The 16,132-nt window shown below is 68.2% G+C and carries 16 protein-coding genes; 12 read left to right on the forward strand and 4 right to left on the reverse strand.

Annotated elements, in window-relative coordinates; translation table 11 throughout:
- Positions 1 to 107: 107 nt before the first annotated feature.
- Together hemF and AC3WJI_RS12670 are read right to left on the reverse strand one after the other, a co-directional pair.
- Positions 108 to 950, reverse strand: coding sequence for an oxygen-dependent coproporphyrinogen oxidase (hemF, locus tag AC3WJI_RS12665; RefSeq protein ID WP_492757633.1), 843 nt, complete (start codon positions 948 to 950; stop codon positions 108 to 110).
- Between the two features lie 56 nt (positions 951 to 1,006).
- Positions 1,007 to 1,456: a tRNA (cytidine(34)-2'-O)-methyltransferase gene (locus tag AC3WJI_RS12670; protein ID WP_492757634.1), complete on the reverse strand. Its 450-nt coding sequence runs from the start codon at positions 1,454 to 1,456 to the stop codon at positions 1,007 to 1,009.
- Positions 1,457 to 1,620: 164 nt separating this feature from the next.
- On the opposite strand from AC3WJI_RS12670, the gene AC3WJI_RS12675 reads away from it, so the two are divergent.
- The 6 genes from AC3WJI_RS12675 to AC3WJI_RS12700 all read left to right on the forward strand — a co-directional run bounded on the left by AC3WJI_RS12675 (position 1,621) and on the right by AC3WJI_RS12700 (position 7,038).
- The gene (locus tag AC3WJI_RS12675; protein WP_492757635.1) at positions 1,621 to 2,025 is read left to right on the forward strand and encodes a hypothetical protein; all 405 of its coding nucleotides are present in this window, start codon (positions 1,621 to 1,623) and stop codon (positions 2,023 to 2,025) included.
- Between the two features lie 544 nt (positions 2,026 to 2,569).
- The gene (locus AC3WJI_RS12680; RefSeq protein WP_492757636.1) at positions 2,570 to 3,490 is read left to right on the forward strand and encodes a hypothetical protein; all 921 of its coding nucleotides are present in this window, start codon (positions 2,570 to 2,572) and stop codon (positions 3,488 to 3,490) included.
- 202 nt (positions 3,491 to 3,692) lie between these two features.
- Entirely contained in the window at positions 3,693 to 4,277 is a 585-nt protein-coding gene (petA, locus tag AC3WJI_RS12685; RefSeq protein WP_492757637.1) for a ubiquinol-cytochrome c reductase iron-sulfur subunit, read from the forward strand.
- Between the two features lie 12 nt (positions 4,278 to 4,289).
- A complete protein-coding gene (locus AC3WJI_RS12690; protein WP_492757638.1) occupies positions 4,290 to 5,579 on the forward strand; it encodes a cytochrome b in 1,290 nt (429 codons plus the stop codon).
- A 15-nt stretch (positions 5,580 to 5,594) separates the two neighbouring features.
- Positions 5,595 to 6,428, forward strand: coding sequence for a cytochrome c1 (locus AC3WJI_RS12695; protein WP_492757639.1), 834 nt, complete (start codon positions 5,595 to 5,597; stop codon positions 6,426 to 6,428).
- 73 nt (positions 6,429 to 6,501) lie between these two features.
- Positions 6,502 to 7,038: an adenine phosphoribosyltransferase gene (locus tag AC3WJI_RS12700; protein ID WP_492757640.1), complete on the forward strand. Its 537-nt coding sequence runs from the start codon at positions 6,502 to 6,504 to the stop codon at positions 7,036 to 7,038.
- A gap of 113 nt (positions 7,039 to 7,151) precedes the next feature.
- Here AC3WJI_RS12700 and AC3WJI_RS12705 read toward each other — a convergent pair whose 3' ends face one another.
- Both AC3WJI_RS12705 and AC3WJI_RS12710 read right to left on the reverse strand, forming a co-directional pair.
- Positions 7,152 to 7,604 carry a MaoC family dehydratase gene (locus AC3WJI_RS12705; RefSeq protein ID WP_492757641.1) on the reverse strand — a complete coding sequence of 151 codons (453 nt, stop codon included), beginning with the start codon at positions 7,602 to 7,604 and terminating at the stop codon, positions 7,152 to 7,154.
- Positions 7,605 to 7,642: 38 nt separating this feature from the next.
- Complete coding sequence (locus AC3WJI_RS12710) at positions 7,643 to 8,911, reverse strand: alkaline phosphatase family protein (protein WP_492757642.1); 1,269 nt, start codon at positions 8,909 to 8,911, stop codon at positions 7,643 to 7,645.
- Positions 8,912 to 9,002: 91 nt separating this feature from the next.
- Here AC3WJI_RS12710 and AC3WJI_RS12715 point away from each other — a divergent pair, with 91 nt between their 5' ends.
- The 6 genes from AC3WJI_RS12715 (at position 9,003) to AC3WJI_RS12740 (ending at position 15,967) form a co-directional block, all read left to right on the forward strand.
- Positions 9,003 to 10,091, forward strand: a complete 1,089-nt coding sequence (locus AC3WJI_RS12715) for a glycoside hydrolase family 88/105 protein (RefSeq protein WP_492757643.1) — start codon at positions 9,003 to 9,005, stop codon at positions 10,089 to 10,091.
- An 86-nt stretch (positions 10,092 to 10,177) separates the two neighbouring features.
- Positions 10,178 to 11,785: a putative bifunctional diguanylate cyclase/phosphodiesterase gene (locus tag AC3WJI_RS12720; RefSeq protein ID WP_492757644.1), complete on the forward strand. Its 1,608-nt coding sequence runs from the start codon at positions 10,178 to 10,180 to the stop codon at positions 11,783 to 11,785.
- A complete protein-coding gene (locus tag AC3WJI_RS12725; RefSeq protein ID WP_492757645.1) occupies positions 11,782 to 12,516 on the forward strand; it encodes a LysM peptidoglycan-binding domain-containing protein in 735 nt (244 codons plus the stop codon). The genes AC3WJI_RS12720 and AC3WJI_RS12725 overlap by 4 nt, the downstream gene beginning before the upstream one ends.
- A 57-nt stretch (positions 12,517 to 12,573) precedes the next feature.
- Positions 12,574 to 14,232 carry a protein kinase domain-containing protein gene (locus AC3WJI_RS12730; RefSeq protein ID WP_492757646.1) on the forward strand — a complete coding sequence of 553 codons (1,659 nt, stop codon included), beginning with the start codon at positions 12,574 to 12,576 and terminating at the stop codon, positions 14,230 to 14,232.
- Positions 14,199 to 15,227 (forward strand): type VI secretion system-associated FHA domain protein, encoded by a 1,029-nt coding sequence (locus tag AC3WJI_RS12735; protein ID WP_492757647.1) that lies wholly within the window; start codon positions 14,199 to 14,201, stop codon positions 15,225 to 15,227. Before AC3WJI_RS12730 ends, AC3WJI_RS12735 begins: the two co-directional genes overlap by 34 nt.
- Positions 15,224 to 15,967, forward strand: coding sequence for a PP2C family protein-serine/threonine phosphatase (locus AC3WJI_RS12740; RefSeq protein ID WP_492757648.1), 744 nt, complete (start codon positions 15,224 to 15,226; stop codon positions 15,965 to 15,967). The genes AC3WJI_RS12735 and AC3WJI_RS12740 overlap by 4 nt, the downstream gene beginning before the upstream one ends.
- The last annotated feature ends 165 nt before the right edge of the window (positions 15,968 to 16,132 follow it).

The raw sequence follows: 16,132 nt of genomic DNA on the forward strand, positions 1-16,132 counted from the left end.
GGTGGGTCGGGCAAGCCCCCGGCTTGCCCTAAACCATACGGCGCATGGTTTACCCAACGCTCCCTCCCGCAAGCGGAAGGGGAGCGCCTACTTCTACCATTACGCCTTTACCCCCAGCTCGCCATCGGGGGCAGGCTCATCAGGATCGCGTCGACATTGCCGCCGGTCTTGAGCCCGAACAGGGTACCGCGGTCGTAGATCAGATTGAACTCGGCATAGCGTCCGCGCCATTCGAGCTGCTGCGCCTTGTCGGCTTCGGTGAAGGGCTGGTCCATCCGCCGCCGGACGATCCGCGGGAACACGTCGAGGAACGCGCGGCCGACATCCTGCGTGAAGGCGAAGTTCGCATCCCAACTGCCTTCGAGATGATCGTAGAAGATCCCGCCGACGCCGCGATGGACCTTGCGGTGGGGAATGTAGAAATAGTCGTCGGCCCATTGCCTGAAGCGCGGATAATGCGCGGGGTCGTGCGCGTCGCAGGCCGCCTGGAGCACTGCGTGGAACTCGGCGGTGTCCTGCTCGACCGGGAGCGGCGGGTTGAGGTCGGCGCCGCCGCCGAACCAGCGCTTGGTCGTGCACAGGAAGCGCGTGTTCATGTGGACCGCGGGGACATGCGGATTGGCCATGTGCGCGACGAGGCTGATGCCGGTGGCGAAGAAGCTCGGATCCTCGGCCGCGCCGTGGATCGTCTTGGCGAAGTCGCCTTCGAAGGCGCCGCCGACGGTCGAGACGTTGACGCCGACCTTCTCGAACACCTTGCCCTTCATCACGCCGCGCACGCCGCCCCCGCCCGCTTCGCCCGAGGGATCGGTGCGGTCCCAGGCGAGATAGTCGAAGCGGGCGTCGGAGCCGGCCTCGGCCTCGATCGCTTCGAATTCGGCGCAGATCTGGTCGCGCAGGCTTTCGAACCAGGTCCGTGCCGCTTGTTGCTGGAGGTCGAGCGCTTGCATGGACCGGCTGATAGGCGGGGGCGGGGAAGGCTGTCGAGTGGACAGAATGTCCCGCCTCAGGCGGGCCAGCCGTCGGTCTGGCGCAGCGCCTCGGCGAGCGCGATCCCCGCGGATACCGAGAGATTGAGCGAGCGCATCCCGGCGGCGAGCGGGATGCGCACCGCCAGGTCGACGTCCTGGTGGACGAAATCGGGCACGCCGGCGCTCTCCGACCCGAACAGCAGAGTGTCGCCCGGCGCGAAGCGGACCTCGGGCAGCCGCGTGCCGCCGCGGGTGGTGAACAGGACCAGCCGCCCGGGCGTCCGGGCCTTGAACGCATCGAAATCGGCGTGGCGGGTGACCTCGACCTTGCCGTCATAGTCCATCGCGGAGCGCTTGCGTGCCTTGTCGCTCCACGGGAAGCCCATCGGCTCGATGATATGGATCGGCACGCCGAAACAGGCGCCGAGGCGGAGGACGGCGCCGACATTGCCGGCGATCTCGGGCTGGAAGAGGGCGATGCGCATGCGGGGCGCGATAGCGCCCGTGGCGGCGGGCGTCATCTCGATTGCGCATGGCGGTTGGCGGCACGGTGCCGGTGAGCCGTGCCGCTCGCGAGATCGGCGGCATGCCGCGACGGATGCGGCGGCGTGCGTCGGCGCTAAAAGGGGGCGACGAGGGAGGTCCGCGCTTGAAACGCTTTCTGCTGGCCGCGGCGTTCGCCGCCGCCGCTACATGCGGTATCGCCGCGCCCGCTCGCGCGCAGCAGCACCAATGCTGGCTCGATTCACTGTCCGATGCCGAAAAGCGCGCGCTCGTGCTCGGCTATGCCCGCGAGCAGCAGGCCGAGGGCAAGGCCGCTGCCGACGCCTGGGCGCAGGAACAGCGCGCCGCCTACACGCGCCGTGCGATCGACCAAGGCACCTGTTCCGCCGACGGCGCGGCCAAGCAGCCGAAGCCCGCGCCCGCGCCTGACAAGGAGCAGGTCCTCAACCGCTACGGCCAGCCATGCCGGCGGTTGGAGCTCGAGAATCAGAATGTGCCCAATCTAGGCGGAGCGATGGGGTGGGCGCTGGTCCAGGTCTGCAAGGATTAACGGCGCAGGCTCTCGAGAGCGGCCCGTCTGCTAGCGCCCCGATTGCCGACGCCTTCTTCAAGCCCTCTCCCGCTTTCGCGGGAGAGGGTTGGGTGAGGGTCTTCTTCTGTGCGTTCGTCTTCTCGATCCCCATCGCAGACCTCTATGTCACCCCGGCCTTGTGCCCGGGTCCACTGCGCCTCGAGCGACAGCCTCGCGACGCTTGCGCTTCGGCAAGCCTCCTGGTGGACCACGGCACGAGGCCGGGGTGGCGCTTGAGGTGGGCGCTTGCTTGCAGAGCTCCCGCGTATGGCGTGCGCGTGTGTTGTGAGAAGCAGAAGAAAGAAGACCCTCACCCAACCCTCTCCCGCGAGAGCGGGAGAGGGCTAGAAGAGCAACGGCAGCTAAACACCCAAGCTCGGACGTTCAGCCCTCGCGCCGGAAGCGATCGTTGATTGCCCACGGCATCGTAAGGCGGTGGCGGCCGAAGCGGGCGCCGCGCCTCTATAATGGAGCATCCGCGTGCGCGCGTGGGGTGGGGTGTTCCATGGCTTCGATCGGCTCCGTGTCCGCGATTCCGTATCTGCCGGCGAACTTGCTCGCGGAGGAAGCGGGCACCGAGATCGCGTCGAGCGTCCCGGGAAAGGCCGCGAACGCAGCGGCCATCCGCACCGCGTTCCTCTCGCCCGAGACCGCCGCGGCACTGCTGATCGAACAAACGGGAAGGCACGCGCTCACACCCTTTGCAGGGTCGCCGAACGGGAATTTCCATACCGTCGGTGTGACGCTGGCGAACCTCAGTGGTGCCGAACTGCGCAGCCCCGGGGTGCCGGGTATCGATCTCGCCGGCGTCGACCTGTTGATGGCGAGGCTCGCATTGCCGGGAATGGTGGCGAATTTGACTGGCTCGGCACAGCGCTTGCCGGGCGCGCCGCTGGGCCTTGTGCTGGGCGGCGGCGAATTTGCGGGCATCGACTTTGGCGGCGCCTATCTCGCCCTCGTCGGCACGGACGGTGATCTGGCCGACCTGCCTTGGGTGTCGGGTGATCAGGCGATGTTCGCTGGCGGCGACGGCAACGCCCAGCCGCGCGCGCCGAGCATGCACACGGTCTTTGCGGCTGGCTATCCAAGCGGTCTGGGGACGAAATCCTTGTTCCTGTTCGGCTATGCATTGGGCGACCCCGACCTCGAAGGCGTCGTCGGAACGCCGATCCGCGCCGCCACCGCCGAGGCGAGCGGCTTGGCGATGGCCGGGGCGGCGCTGCGGAGCATAGCGTATGCAAATCCCAATCTGGAGAGCGCGCGCCTTGCAGGGCCCGCGTTCCAATACACCGCCTTCTTGCTGACCGATCTGATGGCCGCGCATCTCGCCGGCGCACTGGGCGCATCTGCGCGGCGCGCGGCCGAGCGGGGCCGTGCCGAGCGGCGGCGGCTTCTCCGGCGCCGGCTCCAGTGGCGCCTCTCCTGGCGCCGGCAACAGCGATAGTCTCCGCGCCCGCCCTGGCGCCTCCGCGATGCCACGGCCCGTCACCTGCCGGTCAAAATCCTTGTTGGCAAAGCCGCTTCGGCCCGTCTATCAGACCCGCCAGCCACCGGGGGCAACCGGGCGGCGATGGGCGCGCATGCGCTCGTGTCCGGTTTACCCCGCGCGGTCGTCGCGGTTTGTTTCGAAGTGCAAGGGCTGAAGCATGGCAACGCTAGAAGACGGTGTTTCCCCGACCCAGACCGTGGTCCCCCCCGGCGATGTGATCGAGAACCCGCGCCGCCGCGATTACCTGCAGATCGCCGCCGTGGCATTTGCCGGCGTCGGCGGCGCCGTGACCGTGCTGCCGCTGATCAATTCGATGAACCCGTCCGCCGACGTGCTGGCCCAGTCGACCACCGAGATCGACGTCTCCGCGATCGAGCCGGGCCAGGCGATCAAGGCGCAGTTCCGCAAGCAGCCGCTGTTCGTGCGCAACCTGACCCCGGCGGAGATCGCCGCGGCCGACGCGGTTCCCGTGTCGAGCCTGCGCGACCCGCAATCGCTCAAGGATCGCACCAAGGAAGGCCATGGCAATTGGCTGATCACGCTCGGCGTGTGCACCCATCTCGGCTGCGTGCCGCTGGGCGCGGGCGAGGGCGAGAATCGCGGGCCGTTCGGCGGCTATTTCTGCCCGTGCCATGGCTCCGCCTACGACACGGCCGGCCGCATTCGCCAGGGCCCGGCACCGAAGAACCTCGAGGTTCCGGAATATGAATTCACGTCGCCTACGGTCGTCGTGGTCGGTTGAGGATAGACAAGCATGAGCTTTCCCTGGGCACGCCATTACGAACCCAAGAACCCGGTGATGCAGTGGGTGGACAGCCGCCTGCCGCTCCCACGCTTCGTCTATAACGCCGTCGGCGCCGGCTATCCGGTGCCGCGCAACCTCAATTACTTCTGGAATTTCGGCGTGCTCGCCGGGGTGGCGCTGGTCGTCCAGATCGTCACCGGCATCGTGCTCGCGATGCACTTCCACTCGTCTGCCGCGGGCGCATTCGATTCGATCAACGGCACGATCATGCGCGACGTCAACGCCGGATGGTTCCTGCGCTTCGCGCACGCCAACGGCGCGAGCATGTTCCTGACGGTCATCTACATCCACATCTTCCGCGGGCTCTATTACGGATCGTACAAGGCGCCGCGCGAGATGGTCTGGCTGATCGGCGTGGTGATCTTCCTGCTCACCATGGCGACCGCGTTCATGGGCTATGTGCTTCCCTGGGGCCAGATGAGCTTCTGGGGCGCGCAGGTGATCACCGGCTTCTTCTCGGCGATCCCGGTGGTCGGCGAATGGATCCGCGTCTGGCTGCTCGGCGGCTATGCGCCGGACGACGCCGCGCTCAACCGCTTCTTCTCGCTCCACTATCTGCTGCCCTTCGTGATCGCCGGCGCGGTGATTCTCCACATCTGGGCGCTGCACATCCCGGGCTCGGGCAACCCGACCGGCGTGGAAGTGAAGGGCGAGCAGGATACCGTGCCGTTCCACCCGTACTACACCGCGAAGGACGGCTTCGGGGTCGGCGTGTTCCTCATCGTCTTCTCGACCTTGATCTTCTTCTTCCCCGATTATCTCGGCCACCCTGACAATTACATCCCGGCCAACCCGCTCTCGACCCCGGCGCACATCGTCCCCGAATGGTATTTCTGGCCGTTCTACGCGATCCTGCGCGCCTTCACCGCGGACTTCATCATCCCGGCGAAATTGTGGGGCGTGGTCGCGATGTTCGGCTCGATCCTGCTGTTGTTCTTCCTGCCCTGGCTCGACAAGTCGCCGGTGCGCTCGGCGAACTTCCGCCCGATGTACCGCATCGCCTTCTGGGTGCTCGTCCTCGACGTGCTGATCCTCGGCTATTGCGGCGGCTCGGCGGCGACGCCGGCGGTGGTCATCACCAGCCAGATCACCGCGGCCTATTATTTCGCGCACTTCCTGATCATCGTGCCGATCATCTCGCGCCTCGAGCGTCCGAAGCCGCTGCCCAACTCGATCACCGAGGCAGTGCTGGGCGAGCATGGCGGCTCGCGGATGAGCGAAACGGCGCTGAGCGCGTAAAGGGGAAACGAGAAAATGCTTCCGCTGTTCTTGCGCTCGATCAAGTTCCTGATCGGTCTCGGCTTCGTCTTCGTGCTGTTCCTCGCGCTGATCGGGACCGTCACCGGCCTGATCAAGGAGCCGCCGGCCGCGACCGCCGAGGAGGAATTCCACCACCATCCGAAGGAGCTGTCGCTCGCCTCGGACGGTCCGTTCGGCAAGTTCGACAACCAGCAGCTGCAGCGCGGCTTCCTGGTCTATGAGAAGGTCTGCGCAAGCTGCCACTCGCTGAGCCTCGTCTCGTTCCGCGACCTCCAGCAGATCGGCTATAACGAAGCCGAAGTGAAGAAGATCGCCAAGGACTGGGCGAACAAGCAGCCGGTCCAGGACGCCAAGGCGGGCACCTGGGGCGAGCGCGATAATTTGCCCTCGGACCGTATCCCCAAGGTCTATTATCCAGGCACCGGCACGCCGCCGGACCTCAGCCTGATGACCAAGGCGCGCCATGGCGGCGCGGCCTATGTCTATTCGCTGCTGACCGGATATGAGGAGAAGCAGCCGGCCGAGCTGCTCAAGAAGTTCCCGGGCGCCAAGACCCCCGAGGGCTCGCATTACAATCCGTATTTCGCGAACCTCAACATCGCGATGCCGCCGCCACTGACCAGCGAGAACCAGGTCACCTATTCGGACGGTACCCGCGCGACGGTGGACCAGATGGCGAAGGACGTCGCGGCGTTCCTCGTCTGGACCGCCGAGCCGACGATGCAGCGCCGGCATTCGGCCGGCCTCGCGGTGGTGCTGTTCCTGCTGATCGCGACGGGGCTCGCTTATGGCGCCTACCTGACCGTGTGGCGCGGCGTGAAGCACTAAGCGGACGACATCGCTGGACTATCGAGATCCCGCCGCGGCGCCGCCCGGCGGGATTTCTTTTGGGAATGAGCACATGAACGACAATGCCGGCATCCGCGATCGCATCCGGACGATCCCCGATTTCCCCAAGCCGGGGATCATGTTCCGCGACATCACCACCTTGCTGCTCGACGCCGAGGGGCTGAAGCTGACGATCGAGCGGATGGCGGAGGCGGTCGACGGGCCGGTCGACCTCGTCGCCGGGATCGAGGCGCGCGGCTTTCTGTTCGGCGCGGCGCTGGCGGTGCAGCTCGGCGCGGGGATGCTGTTGATCCGCAAGGACGGCAAGCTGCCCGGCGCGACGATCGCCGAGGATTATGCGCTGGAATACGGCACCGACCGGATCGCGATCCACGCCGATGCCTGCGCGCCGGGCGCGCGGGTGCTGCTGGTCGACGACCTGATCGCCACAGGCGGGACGGCGCGCGCGGCGGTGCGGCTGCTTCGCAAGGCGGGCGCCGAGGTGACCCAGGCGGCGTTCGTGGTGGACTTGCCCGAGCTTGGCGGTGCCGACGCGCTGCGCGGCGACGGGATCCAGGTCGACGCGCTGGTGGCGTTCGACGGGCATTGAGCTTGCCGTCATCCGGTGAAGGCGGGGCCGCAGCCTCGACGGACTTGATGCGTGTATCCCGCCTACGCGAAATCAGTATAACTGGGCCCCGGCCTTCGCCGGGGTGGAACTAACTATTCTTCGGCCGGACGTCGCCGCATCAATGCAAGCGCGGTGAAGCGCAGCACCGGTTCGTCCTGCTGGTTGAAGGTGGTCATCTGGTTGCGCACGCTGCCCATCTCGGGGCGGCTCTGCGACGGGCGGACCTCGAGCACTTCGGTCTCGCAGCGAAGCACGTCGCCCGGATAGACCGGCTTGAGCCAGCGCAGTTCGTCGACCCCGGCCGCGCCGAGGCTGGCCTGAGGGTGTTCCTTCATATGCTCAACGAACATCGCCATGGTCATAGCACAAGTGTGCCAGCCGCTCGCCGCGAGCCGGCCGAAATGGGTCTCGGCGGCGGCCTCGTCGGTGAGGTGGAAGGGCTGGGGATCGTATTTCTGCGCGAAGGCCAGCACTTCCTCGCGGGTGACCTGGTAGCTGCCGAAGCTGCGCTTCATGCCGACCGCGATATCGTCCAGATAGAGCATGACTTCAGTTTCGGATGAAAACTGGAGTTTGGCAAGCCTCAGCGGCGGAGCGCCGGGGCGAAGACCGCGTCGCTGCCGTCGACCCCGGCCTGGGCGGGCAGCCCGACCAGGTCGCGCAGCAAGGGATATACGTCGACATTGTCGAAGGACGGCAGCCGCGCCGGGCGGAAGGCCGGGCCGTGCGCGACGAACAGCGCCGCCATCTCGGGCGCGGATGGGTCATAGCCGTGATTGCCACCTGTCTTCGGTTCGGTGGGCGCGGTCTTGACGACCTCCCAGCCGGTCTCGGCGAGGCAGAAGATCGGGGCGACGCGCGGATTGGTGCCGTAATGAAAGCGCGCGGGGAAGGCGCCGCGGCGCCAGCATTGCAGGTGCGCATGCTTTCGCAGCAACGCGCTTTCGACTGCCGCCTCCTTGCCGGGCAGCGGCGACAGCGTCGCGAAGGCGCCGGTCTCGATCAGGCGGATGGCGTCGAGCGGGACGATGTCGCCGAGCACGACGACGCGGCCGCTGCTCGTCGCGGCCATGCCGTGATCGGCGACGATCACCAGATTGGCGGGCTGGCCTTGTTCGGCGAGACCCGCGACCAGCGCGCCGATCTGGCGGTCGACCCCGGCCACCGCCGCCAGCGTGCGCGGATCGGCAGGGCCGAAATCGTGCCCGGCCTCGTCGACGGCATCGAAATAGAGCGTCAGGAAGCGCGGGCGGATCGCGGTCGGGCGGCGCAGCCAATCGAGCACGCCGTTGACGCGCTGGTCGCCGGTGATCGCACCGTTGAATTGCTGCCAGTCCGAGGGCCGCGCGCCGCCTTCGACTTCCCAAGCGTCAGGCTTGGGCCGCGTGCCGCCGATCGCCACGTTCGAGCCGGGCCAGAATTCCGTGGCGGTGCGGATGCCGACGCGCTCGGCGTCGAGCCAGATCGGCGTGGCCGCATTCCACCAGAACGGGTCGTCGGTCTTGGTGGTGAAGGTCTCGCCGGGGCGGGCGGGGTCCTCCATCTTGTTGGCGACGATGCCGTGCCGGTCGGGGCGCAGCCCGGTGACCAGGGTCCAGTGATTGGGATAGGTCTTGCTGGGGAAGCTGGGCCGCATCGCGGCGCGAGCGCCCTCACCGGCCAGCCGCGACAGGTTCGGCGTCACGCCCCGGTCGAGATAATCGGCCCGGAAGCCGTCGATCGAGATCAGGATCGTGACCGGCGTGCGCCCCTCGGCCGCCACGCCGGGCTGCGGCGCGACCGCGGGCGGGGTGACGCAGGCCTGGAGCAAGGCAGCAAGTGCCGCCGCGGCGAGCTTGGAGATCCAGCGCATGGCGCGCCTTTGGCACGGGGATGTTGCCGGCTTAAGTCGCTTGCCTGCCTGCAGACGGAGAGTAGCATTCCGAAAAATGGGAGGGAATGTCATGATTCGGAACGCCGCGCTCGCCATTGGACTGTCTCTTTTGGTTGCGACCGCCGCCCAGGCCGGCCCGGAGCGGGTCAAGGCGGTCGCCGCCGCGCCGTCGGCGGAGAAGATCGGCGGGATGGCGGCGAACGCCTATCTCGCGCGCCGCGACATCGTGCCGCTGCGCACCAAGGACGCGCTGGGCGTCCATTATGCCGACGTCGCATCGGGCTATGGCGCCGCGCGGCTCGCCGAGGCTACCGGGAACAAGGCGTTGCTCGACCGGGTGATCGCGCGCGAGCGGCAGGCGAGCGCGTTCGAGAATTCGGCCAACCATGTCGATGTCAGCGTCTACGGCACCTGGCCGCTCGAAATCGCGCGCCAGATGGGTGACAAGGACGCGCTGCGCCGCGGGCTGGCACTGGCCGACAATCAATGGGCCAGGACCGGCGAGGACGGGCTCACCACGCAGGCGCGCTATTGGATCGACGATGTCTGGATGATCGGCGCGCTGCAGGTCCAGGCGTATCGCGCGTCGAAGGACACCAAATATCTCGATCGCGCGGCGCTGATGGCGCGGCGCTATGTCGAACGGCTCCAGCAACCGAACGGATTGTTCTTCCACGGTGACGCGGCGCATTTCTTCTGGGGGCGCGGCAATGGCTGGGTCGCGGCGGGCTTTGCCGAGATCCTCACCGACCTGCCGGCCGCGCATCCCGATCGGGCGCCGATCGAGGCGGGCTATCGCCGGATGATGGCGGCGTTGCTCGCCGACCAGGCCGCCGACGGCATGTGGCGCCAGCTGATCGACCATCCCGAGAGCTGGAAGGAGACGTCGGGGACCGCGATGTTCGGCTTCGCGATGGCGCGCGGCGTGCGGCTCGGCATCCTCAAGGATCCCGCTTATACGCGAGCGTACAAGCGGGCCTGGGCCGCGCTCGCCGGCTATGTCCAGCCGGACGGGCAGATCAGCGACGTCTGCGTCGGCACCAACAAGGCGGACAATGTCGAACATTATCTGAACCGTCCGCGCGCCACGGGCGACCTGCATGGTCAGGCGGCATTGCTGTGGTTCGCGGCCGAGCTGGCCGGGCGCAAGGCGAAATAGACCGCAACGACCGGGCGAAGGCGCGCATTCCTTAACTCCTTCGTATGAGTCGCGGGCGTACCAAGCCTCTCATGCGGCGTGCTAATTTGCCCGACGGAAGCGAAGCGATCCGATTTGTGCGCGCCGGCGGCTTGCTGCTGGCGGGCGCGGCGGTGCTGGCGTGCGTGTGGCTGGGACATCCGGCCTGGGGGGTCGCGCTGCTCGCAGCGGCATCGCTGGCGGCGATGCTGGTCCTGCGGCGTCGCGTTTCGGCGATCGCGGCGCGACTGGCGGCGCTGGCCAAGATGCCGGCGGCACGCTCCCCATGGGAGACGCTGCGCCAGGCGACCGACCTTCTCGAAGACCGTATCCGCAGCACCGAGGATCGCATTGAGCAGCGCCATGCGCTCACCGGCCTGCCCACTCGCGAGCCGCTGCTGGCGCGGATGGAAAGCGAAGGCGCGGGAACGCTCGGGCTGATCGCGCTCAACGATTTCGACCGGCTGTGCGCGTTCGATCCCGCGCTCGCCGATCGCGCGCTCAAGCGCTTCGCCGAGCGGATCACCCGGATGGTCGGCGACGCGCGGATGGTCGCGCATGTCGATCGCTCGCACTTCGCCTTATGGCTCGGCGCGGGCGTGTCGAGCGAGGAAGCCGAGCGCCAGCTTGTCGCGATCAGCTATGCGCTGGGCGACGTGATGGTCGAGGACGGGCGCGAACTGGTGCCCGAGGTCCGCGTCCACCACGCGGCCTGGTCCGCCCCGCAGGAAGCCGCGCCGGCGACGCTGTCGCGCGTGCTCGCGGCATGCGCGGCAGGACCCGAGGGGCCGCTCCAGGTCCAGCGCGTCGACGCCAATTCGGCGGCGGCCGAGCGCGACCGCTATGCGCTCGAACAGGATCTGCGCGGCGCGCTGACCAATAATGAGTTCGAGCTGCGCTATCAGCCGCAGGTCGATGCGGCGAGCGGGCAGGTGATCGGCGCCGAGGCGCTGCTCCGCTGGAACAGCCCGAAGCGCGGAATGGTCTCGCCGGTGCTGTTCATTCCGATCCTCGAAAGCGGGGGGATGATCGAGGAAGTCGGGCTCTGGGTGCTCAATGCGGCGTGCCGCGAGGCGCGCGCCTGGCACCGGCTGGGGCAGGGGCCGCTGACCGTCGCGGTCAACGTCTCGGCGCACCAGCTCGACCGGCCCGACATCCAGACGCTGATCAAGCGTACGCTCGAGCGGCATTCGCTGCGCGCCGGACTGCTCGAGATCGAGCTGACAGAGAGCGCCGCCGCCGCCGATGTCGGGCGCGCCGAACGGCTGTTCGAAGCGCTGCACGGGCTGGGCATCCACATCGCGATCGACGATTTCGGCACCGGCTTCTCCAGCCTGTCGGCGCTGCGCGCGCTCGCCTTCGACAAGATCAAGATCGACCGCCAGTTCGTCACCGATGTCGAGCAGCGCCGCGACAGCCAGGCGATCTGCCAGAGCATCATCGCGCTCGCCCGCGGGCTCGGCATCCGGGTGCTCGCCGAAGGCGTCGAGCGGCAGGAAGAATATCTGTGGCTGCGCCGCCACGGCTGTTCCGAGTTCCAGGGCTATTATTTCTCGCCGCCGCTGGGCGGTGCCGAGTTCCAGTCTTTCGTCCGCAACCCCGCCCCGCTTCGCGACCGGCTCGTGCTCGACGCACGGCAGGTCCAGGCCACCCTTACCCGAAGGCTCGCCCGATGAACCACCGCTCGCTCCTCCGTCTCGCCGGCTTCGTCAGCCTAGCCGCGCTCGCCGCCTGCTCGAAGACGCCCGCCCCGCAGCCCGTGGTCGCCGTCGCACCGGTTGCCGAAAGTGCGATCGAAGGCGTGCAGGCGCTGCTGATGCAGGGAGACCGCAAGGGCGCCGAGAAGAGCCTCAAGCCGCTGATCAAGCGCGAGCCGATGAACCCCAAGCTGCAATTGCTCCGCGACTCGATCGAGGGCGATCCCAAGGAGCAGCTCGGGCCGACCAACTATCCCTATACGGTGCGCGCCGGCGAGACGATCGAGCAGCTCGCCGAACGCCTGCTCGGCAACCGGCTCAAGGCCTATCAGCTCGCGCGCTACAACGATCTCGCCAATCCTTCGGCGCTCGTTGCCGGACAGATCCTGCGAATCCCCGGATCGCCGCCGCGGCCCAAGCCGCTGCCCCAGCCGGCGCCTGAGCGCCCGTCGCGCCCCGCGCCTGCCGCCGCGCCGCGGCCCAAGCCGGCGGCGCCGGCTGCCGCGCCCGCACCGGCTAGGCCCGTCGCCAATCCGGCCGCGGCGCAGCGTGCGCGATCGGCCGGGCTGGCGGCGCTCAACCGCGGCGCGGTCCACGAGGCAGTCGGCCTGCTGCGGCGCGCGCATGCGCTCGACCCCGGCAATGCCGTGATCTCCCGCGATCTCCAGCGCGCCGAGCGGATCGCGGCGACGGTGCGCGCGCGGCAATAGGAAGAAATCCTTAAGTTCCCGCCGTTAAGCTCGGCCCCTCAGCGGGTGGAAGGCGTTATGGACAGGCTGGGCCGGTACAGGATCGAAGCGCGGATCGGCGAGGGCGCGATGGCCGACGTGTTTCGCGCGCACGATCCCGATATCGGGCGCGTCGTCGCGATCAAGGCGCTCAAGCCCGATTACCGCCGTGACCCCGAGCTCGGCGCCCGCTTCCTGCGCGAGGCGCGCGCCGCCGGCGCGCTCAACCATCCCAATATCGCGACGATCTACGATGTCGGCGAGGCCGACGGCGTGCCCTATATCGCGATGGAGCTGATCGACGGGCGCCCGCTCGACATCGTGCTCCAGGCGCAGGGACGCATGCCGTTCGAGCGCGTTCTCGCATTGGGCGCGCAGCTCGCCGACGCGCTGTCCTGGGCGCATGCGCAGGGCGTCGTCCACCGCGACGTCAAGCCGTCGAACATCCTGCTTTCCTCGGACGGCAAGACCGCCAAATTGCTCGATTTCGGCGTGGCGCGGATCGGCGAGACCGACGGGCATCTCGCGCGCACCCAGGCCGGGCAGATGATCGGCACGCCGCGCTATATGAGCCCGGAGCAGGCGCTCGGCCTCGTGGTCGATGCGCGCTCGGACCTGTTCTCGCTCGGCGTCGTGCTCTACGAAATGGTCACCGGCAAGACCGCGTTCGACGCGCCGGGGCTCGCCACTTTGGCGCTGCAGATCGCACAGGAGAAGGTGGCGCCGATCGAGCGCTCGGCGGCGGATTGCCCGCCGGGACTGCGGCAGATCATCGACAAATTGCTCGCCAAGAAGCCCGACCAGCGCTTCGCCGATGGCGGGCAGTTGCTGCGCGCGCTCCAGCGCGAGAGCGCGGCGCTGACCACCGAGGACAGCGTGACTCGGCGCGGGCTGTCGCTGCGCGTCAAGCTGCCGCTGGCGTTGGTGAGCATCACCCTGATCGCGCTCGTGCTCAGCATCGCGACGATCCTGACGCGCCAGCAGCACGCGCTCGAGCATATGGCGATCGGCTCGGGCGAGACGATCGCGACCTTCGTGACCAAGAACGCCGCCGTCTCGCTCGCCGACAATGCCGGGCTGCCGCCCGAGCAGCAGGATTGGGCTACGCTCCAGGCGTTCGTCGCCGCGGCGAGCCAGGACGGCGGGGTGCGCGGCATCGTCGTCGTCGACGCGGGCGGCACGATCCGCGCCGCGAGCGACGCCCGCCGCGTCGGCCAGCATTATGTCGCGCCCTCCGGCGAGCAGCGGCTCAATGATGGCGGCCTGGCGGTGACCAACGCCGCCGACGCCAAGGGTGGGGCGCTGCGCTTCGTACGGCCGATCCGCTATGCCGGTGCGGATTTCGGCAAGGTCGACCTACTGCTGCCGCGCACCGCGCTAGACGCGGCGATGGCCAATGCACGCACGCTGATGATCGCACTGGCGTCGATCGTGATGCTCGTGGTGCTGGCAATCGGCTATCTGACCGGCGCAATGGTCGTGCGTCCGCTGCGCCGGCTTCAGCAGAGCTTCGACGCGGCGCGCGAGCAGGACTTCGCCCTGCGCATCTCGCATCGCCGCCGCGACGAGATCGGCGCGCTGTTCGACGGTTTCAACCGGCTCGCCGCCGAAATCGAGCCGCGCCTGCACGGCACCGCGGTCGAGGAACCCGCGCTCGATGCGACGTGCATCCAGATCGCGCCGAAGCGCGCCGCCTGACCATGTACATGCTCCAGCTCTTCGACGTTGATGACGCGGTCCAGCCGATCGATGCGCGGCTGCTGCGCGACGGCATGATCAGCATCGGCCGCGACACCAAATGCGACTGGCCGATCGCCGATCCCGACCGCGCGCTTTCGCGCGAGCATTGCGAGGTCGCGGCGTCGACCGACGGGCTGATCGTCCGCCCGATCGGCACCAACGGCGTGTTCGACGATGCGACCGGCGACCGGCTTCCCGACCTGGTCGACGTCGCGGTCGGCGTGCCGTTCACATTGCGCATGGGGCGCTTCCGCATCGCGGCGACGCATGCGCCGCTCGACGACGAGAGCACCGACACCTCGCGCACGATGGTGCTGACGCCGCCGCTCGGCGCGTCGGTCGCGATCCCGACCGACTGGGTCGATGCGCAACCGATCGCGGCATCGAACGGCGAATCGCTGCTCGAGGCGTTCTGCCGTGGCGCCGGACTCGATGCGTCCTTGCTGTCGAGCGAAGAGCCGGTCGAAGTGATGGAGCGCGCCGGCGCGGTCTATCGCCAGATGGTGCTCGGCATCGCCGATCTGATGGTCGAGCGCGACCGTGCGCGCGGGCGCTACAACCTCACCCGGACGACGATCGGCGGATCGGGCAACAATCCGTTCAAATGGGCGCCGACGCAGCGTCTCGCGATCGACCTGCTTCTCTCCGGGGTTGGCGGGTTCCTGTCGGGGCCGACGGCGATCAGCAGCTCGCTCCAGGACGTCAAGCGCCATTTGATCGCGACCTTTGCGGGATTGCAGGCGTCGCTCCGCCAGGCGGTCGCGACCTTCGACCCGCAGGCGATCGACGCGGCGGTCGCGAAAAACGGCTCGCTGCTCAAGAGCAAGCACGCACTGCAGAGCCAGGAGATCGAGGCGCGGCACGCCGATCTGGCACAGCAACTCGACGGCGCCGAGGGGACGCTCGACCGCGCCTTCGTCCAGGCCTATGCCGCTGCCGAGCAGGGCAAGTGAGGCCGATCCTGGCGCGATCCGAACCCGCCGAGGAGCCGCTTGCGGCGTTCCGCTCGGTCTCGCGCAGCCATGTCGGGCGCGTGCGCAAGGTCAATGAGGACCGCGTGCTCGATCGCCCCGACCGCGCGCTATGGGCGGTGGCCGACGGGATGGGCGGGCATCGCGGCGGCGACATCGCCGCCGATCTCGCGATCGCGGCGCTGCGCGGCCTGGCCGACGCGCCGGCGCCGATCACGGGCGCCACGATCCGCGCAGCGCTCGAACAGGCCAATGCGGAGATCCTCGCGCGCGGCGAGGGGGCAGGCGGCGTCATCGGCTCGACGATCGTCGTGCTGCACATCGCCGACGGCGCGGCGCAGATCTTCTGGGCGGGCGATAGCCGTGCTTACCGTGCACAGAGCGGCGGCTGGGAACCGCTCACCCGCGACCATAGCCTCGTCCAGCAATTGCTCGACCAGGGGCTGATCGACCGGGCGCAGGCGGCGCGGCATCCGCAGGGGCATGTGATCACGCGGGCGCTGGGAGTCGAAGCGGCGGTCGAGGTGGAGACCCGATCGTTCTCGGTCGCGCCCGGAAGCGTGCTGCTGTTGTGCTCGGATGGTCTGAGCCGGTCGCTGCCGGGCGAGATTCCCACCGCATACGATTCGATCGACCCGCGCACAGCGGACCAGATTCTCGGCACTGCGCTCGAGAATGACGGTAGCGATAACATCAGCTTTGTAATCGTTTCCGCGCGCTAAGCCGCGGCATTCCCTCGCACTTTTCGAACGCGCGCAATCGAGGTCGCATTGCGCGTTGACATATCGATGTCGATTAGTAGGATCGCATACCAGTATGTGATACCACTGCGTCGAGTAATGTTAGCGCTACCATAAATATGGAGTGCGCCGGGCGGAAGCGGGTTG

This window comes from Sphingomonas sp. FW306-1B-B10E, assembly GCF_058782005.1.

What these genes read in the sequence shown, in the direction of transcription:
- hemF (WP_492757633.1), bottom strand. Translation starts at nt 950, where the DNA reads ATGCAAGCGCTCGACCTCCAGCAACAAGCGGCACGGACCTGGTTCGAA.
- AC3WJI_RS12670 (WP_492757634.1), bottom strand. Translation starts at nt 1,456, where the DNA reads ATGCGCATCGCCCTCTTCCAGCCCGAGATCGCCGGCAATGTCGGCGCC.
- petA (WP_492757637.1), top strand. Translation starts at nt 3,693, where the DNA reads ATGGCAACGCTAGAAGACGGTGTTTCCCCGACCCAGACCGTGGTCCCC.
- AC3WJI_RS12690 (WP_492757638.1), top strand. Translation starts at nt 4,290, where the DNA reads ATGAGCTTTCCCTGGGCACGCCATTACGAACCCAAGAACCCGGTGATG.
- AC3WJI_RS12695 (WP_492757639.1), top strand. Translation starts at nt 5,595, where the DNA reads ATGCTTCCGCTGTTCTTGCGCTCGATCAAGTTCCTGATCGGTCTCGGC.
- AC3WJI_RS12700 (WP_492757640.1), top strand. Translation starts at nt 6,502, where the DNA reads ATGAACGACAATGCCGGCATCCGCGATCGCATCCGGACGATCCCCGAT.
- AC3WJI_RS12705 (WP_492757641.1), bottom strand. Translation starts at nt 7,604, where the DNA reads ATGCTCTATCTGGACGATATCGCGGTCGGCATGAAGCGCAGCTTCGGC.
- AC3WJI_RS12710 (WP_492757642.1), bottom strand. Translation starts at nt 8,911, where the DNA reads ATGCGCTGGATCTCCAAGCTCGCCGCGGCGGCACTTGCTGCCTTGCTC.
- AC3WJI_RS12715 (WP_492757643.1), top strand. Translation starts at nt 9,003, where the DNA reads ATGATTCGGAACGCCGCGCTCGCCATTGGACTGTCTCTTTTGGTTGCG.
- AC3WJI_RS12725 (WP_492757645.1), top strand. Translation starts at nt 11,782, where the DNA reads ATGAACCACCGCTCGCTCCTCCGTCTCGCCGGCTTCGTCAGCCTAGCC.
- AC3WJI_RS12730 (WP_492757646.1), top strand. Translation starts at nt 12,574, where the DNA reads ATGGACAGGCTGGGCCGGTACAGGATCGAAGCGCGGATCGGCGAGGGC.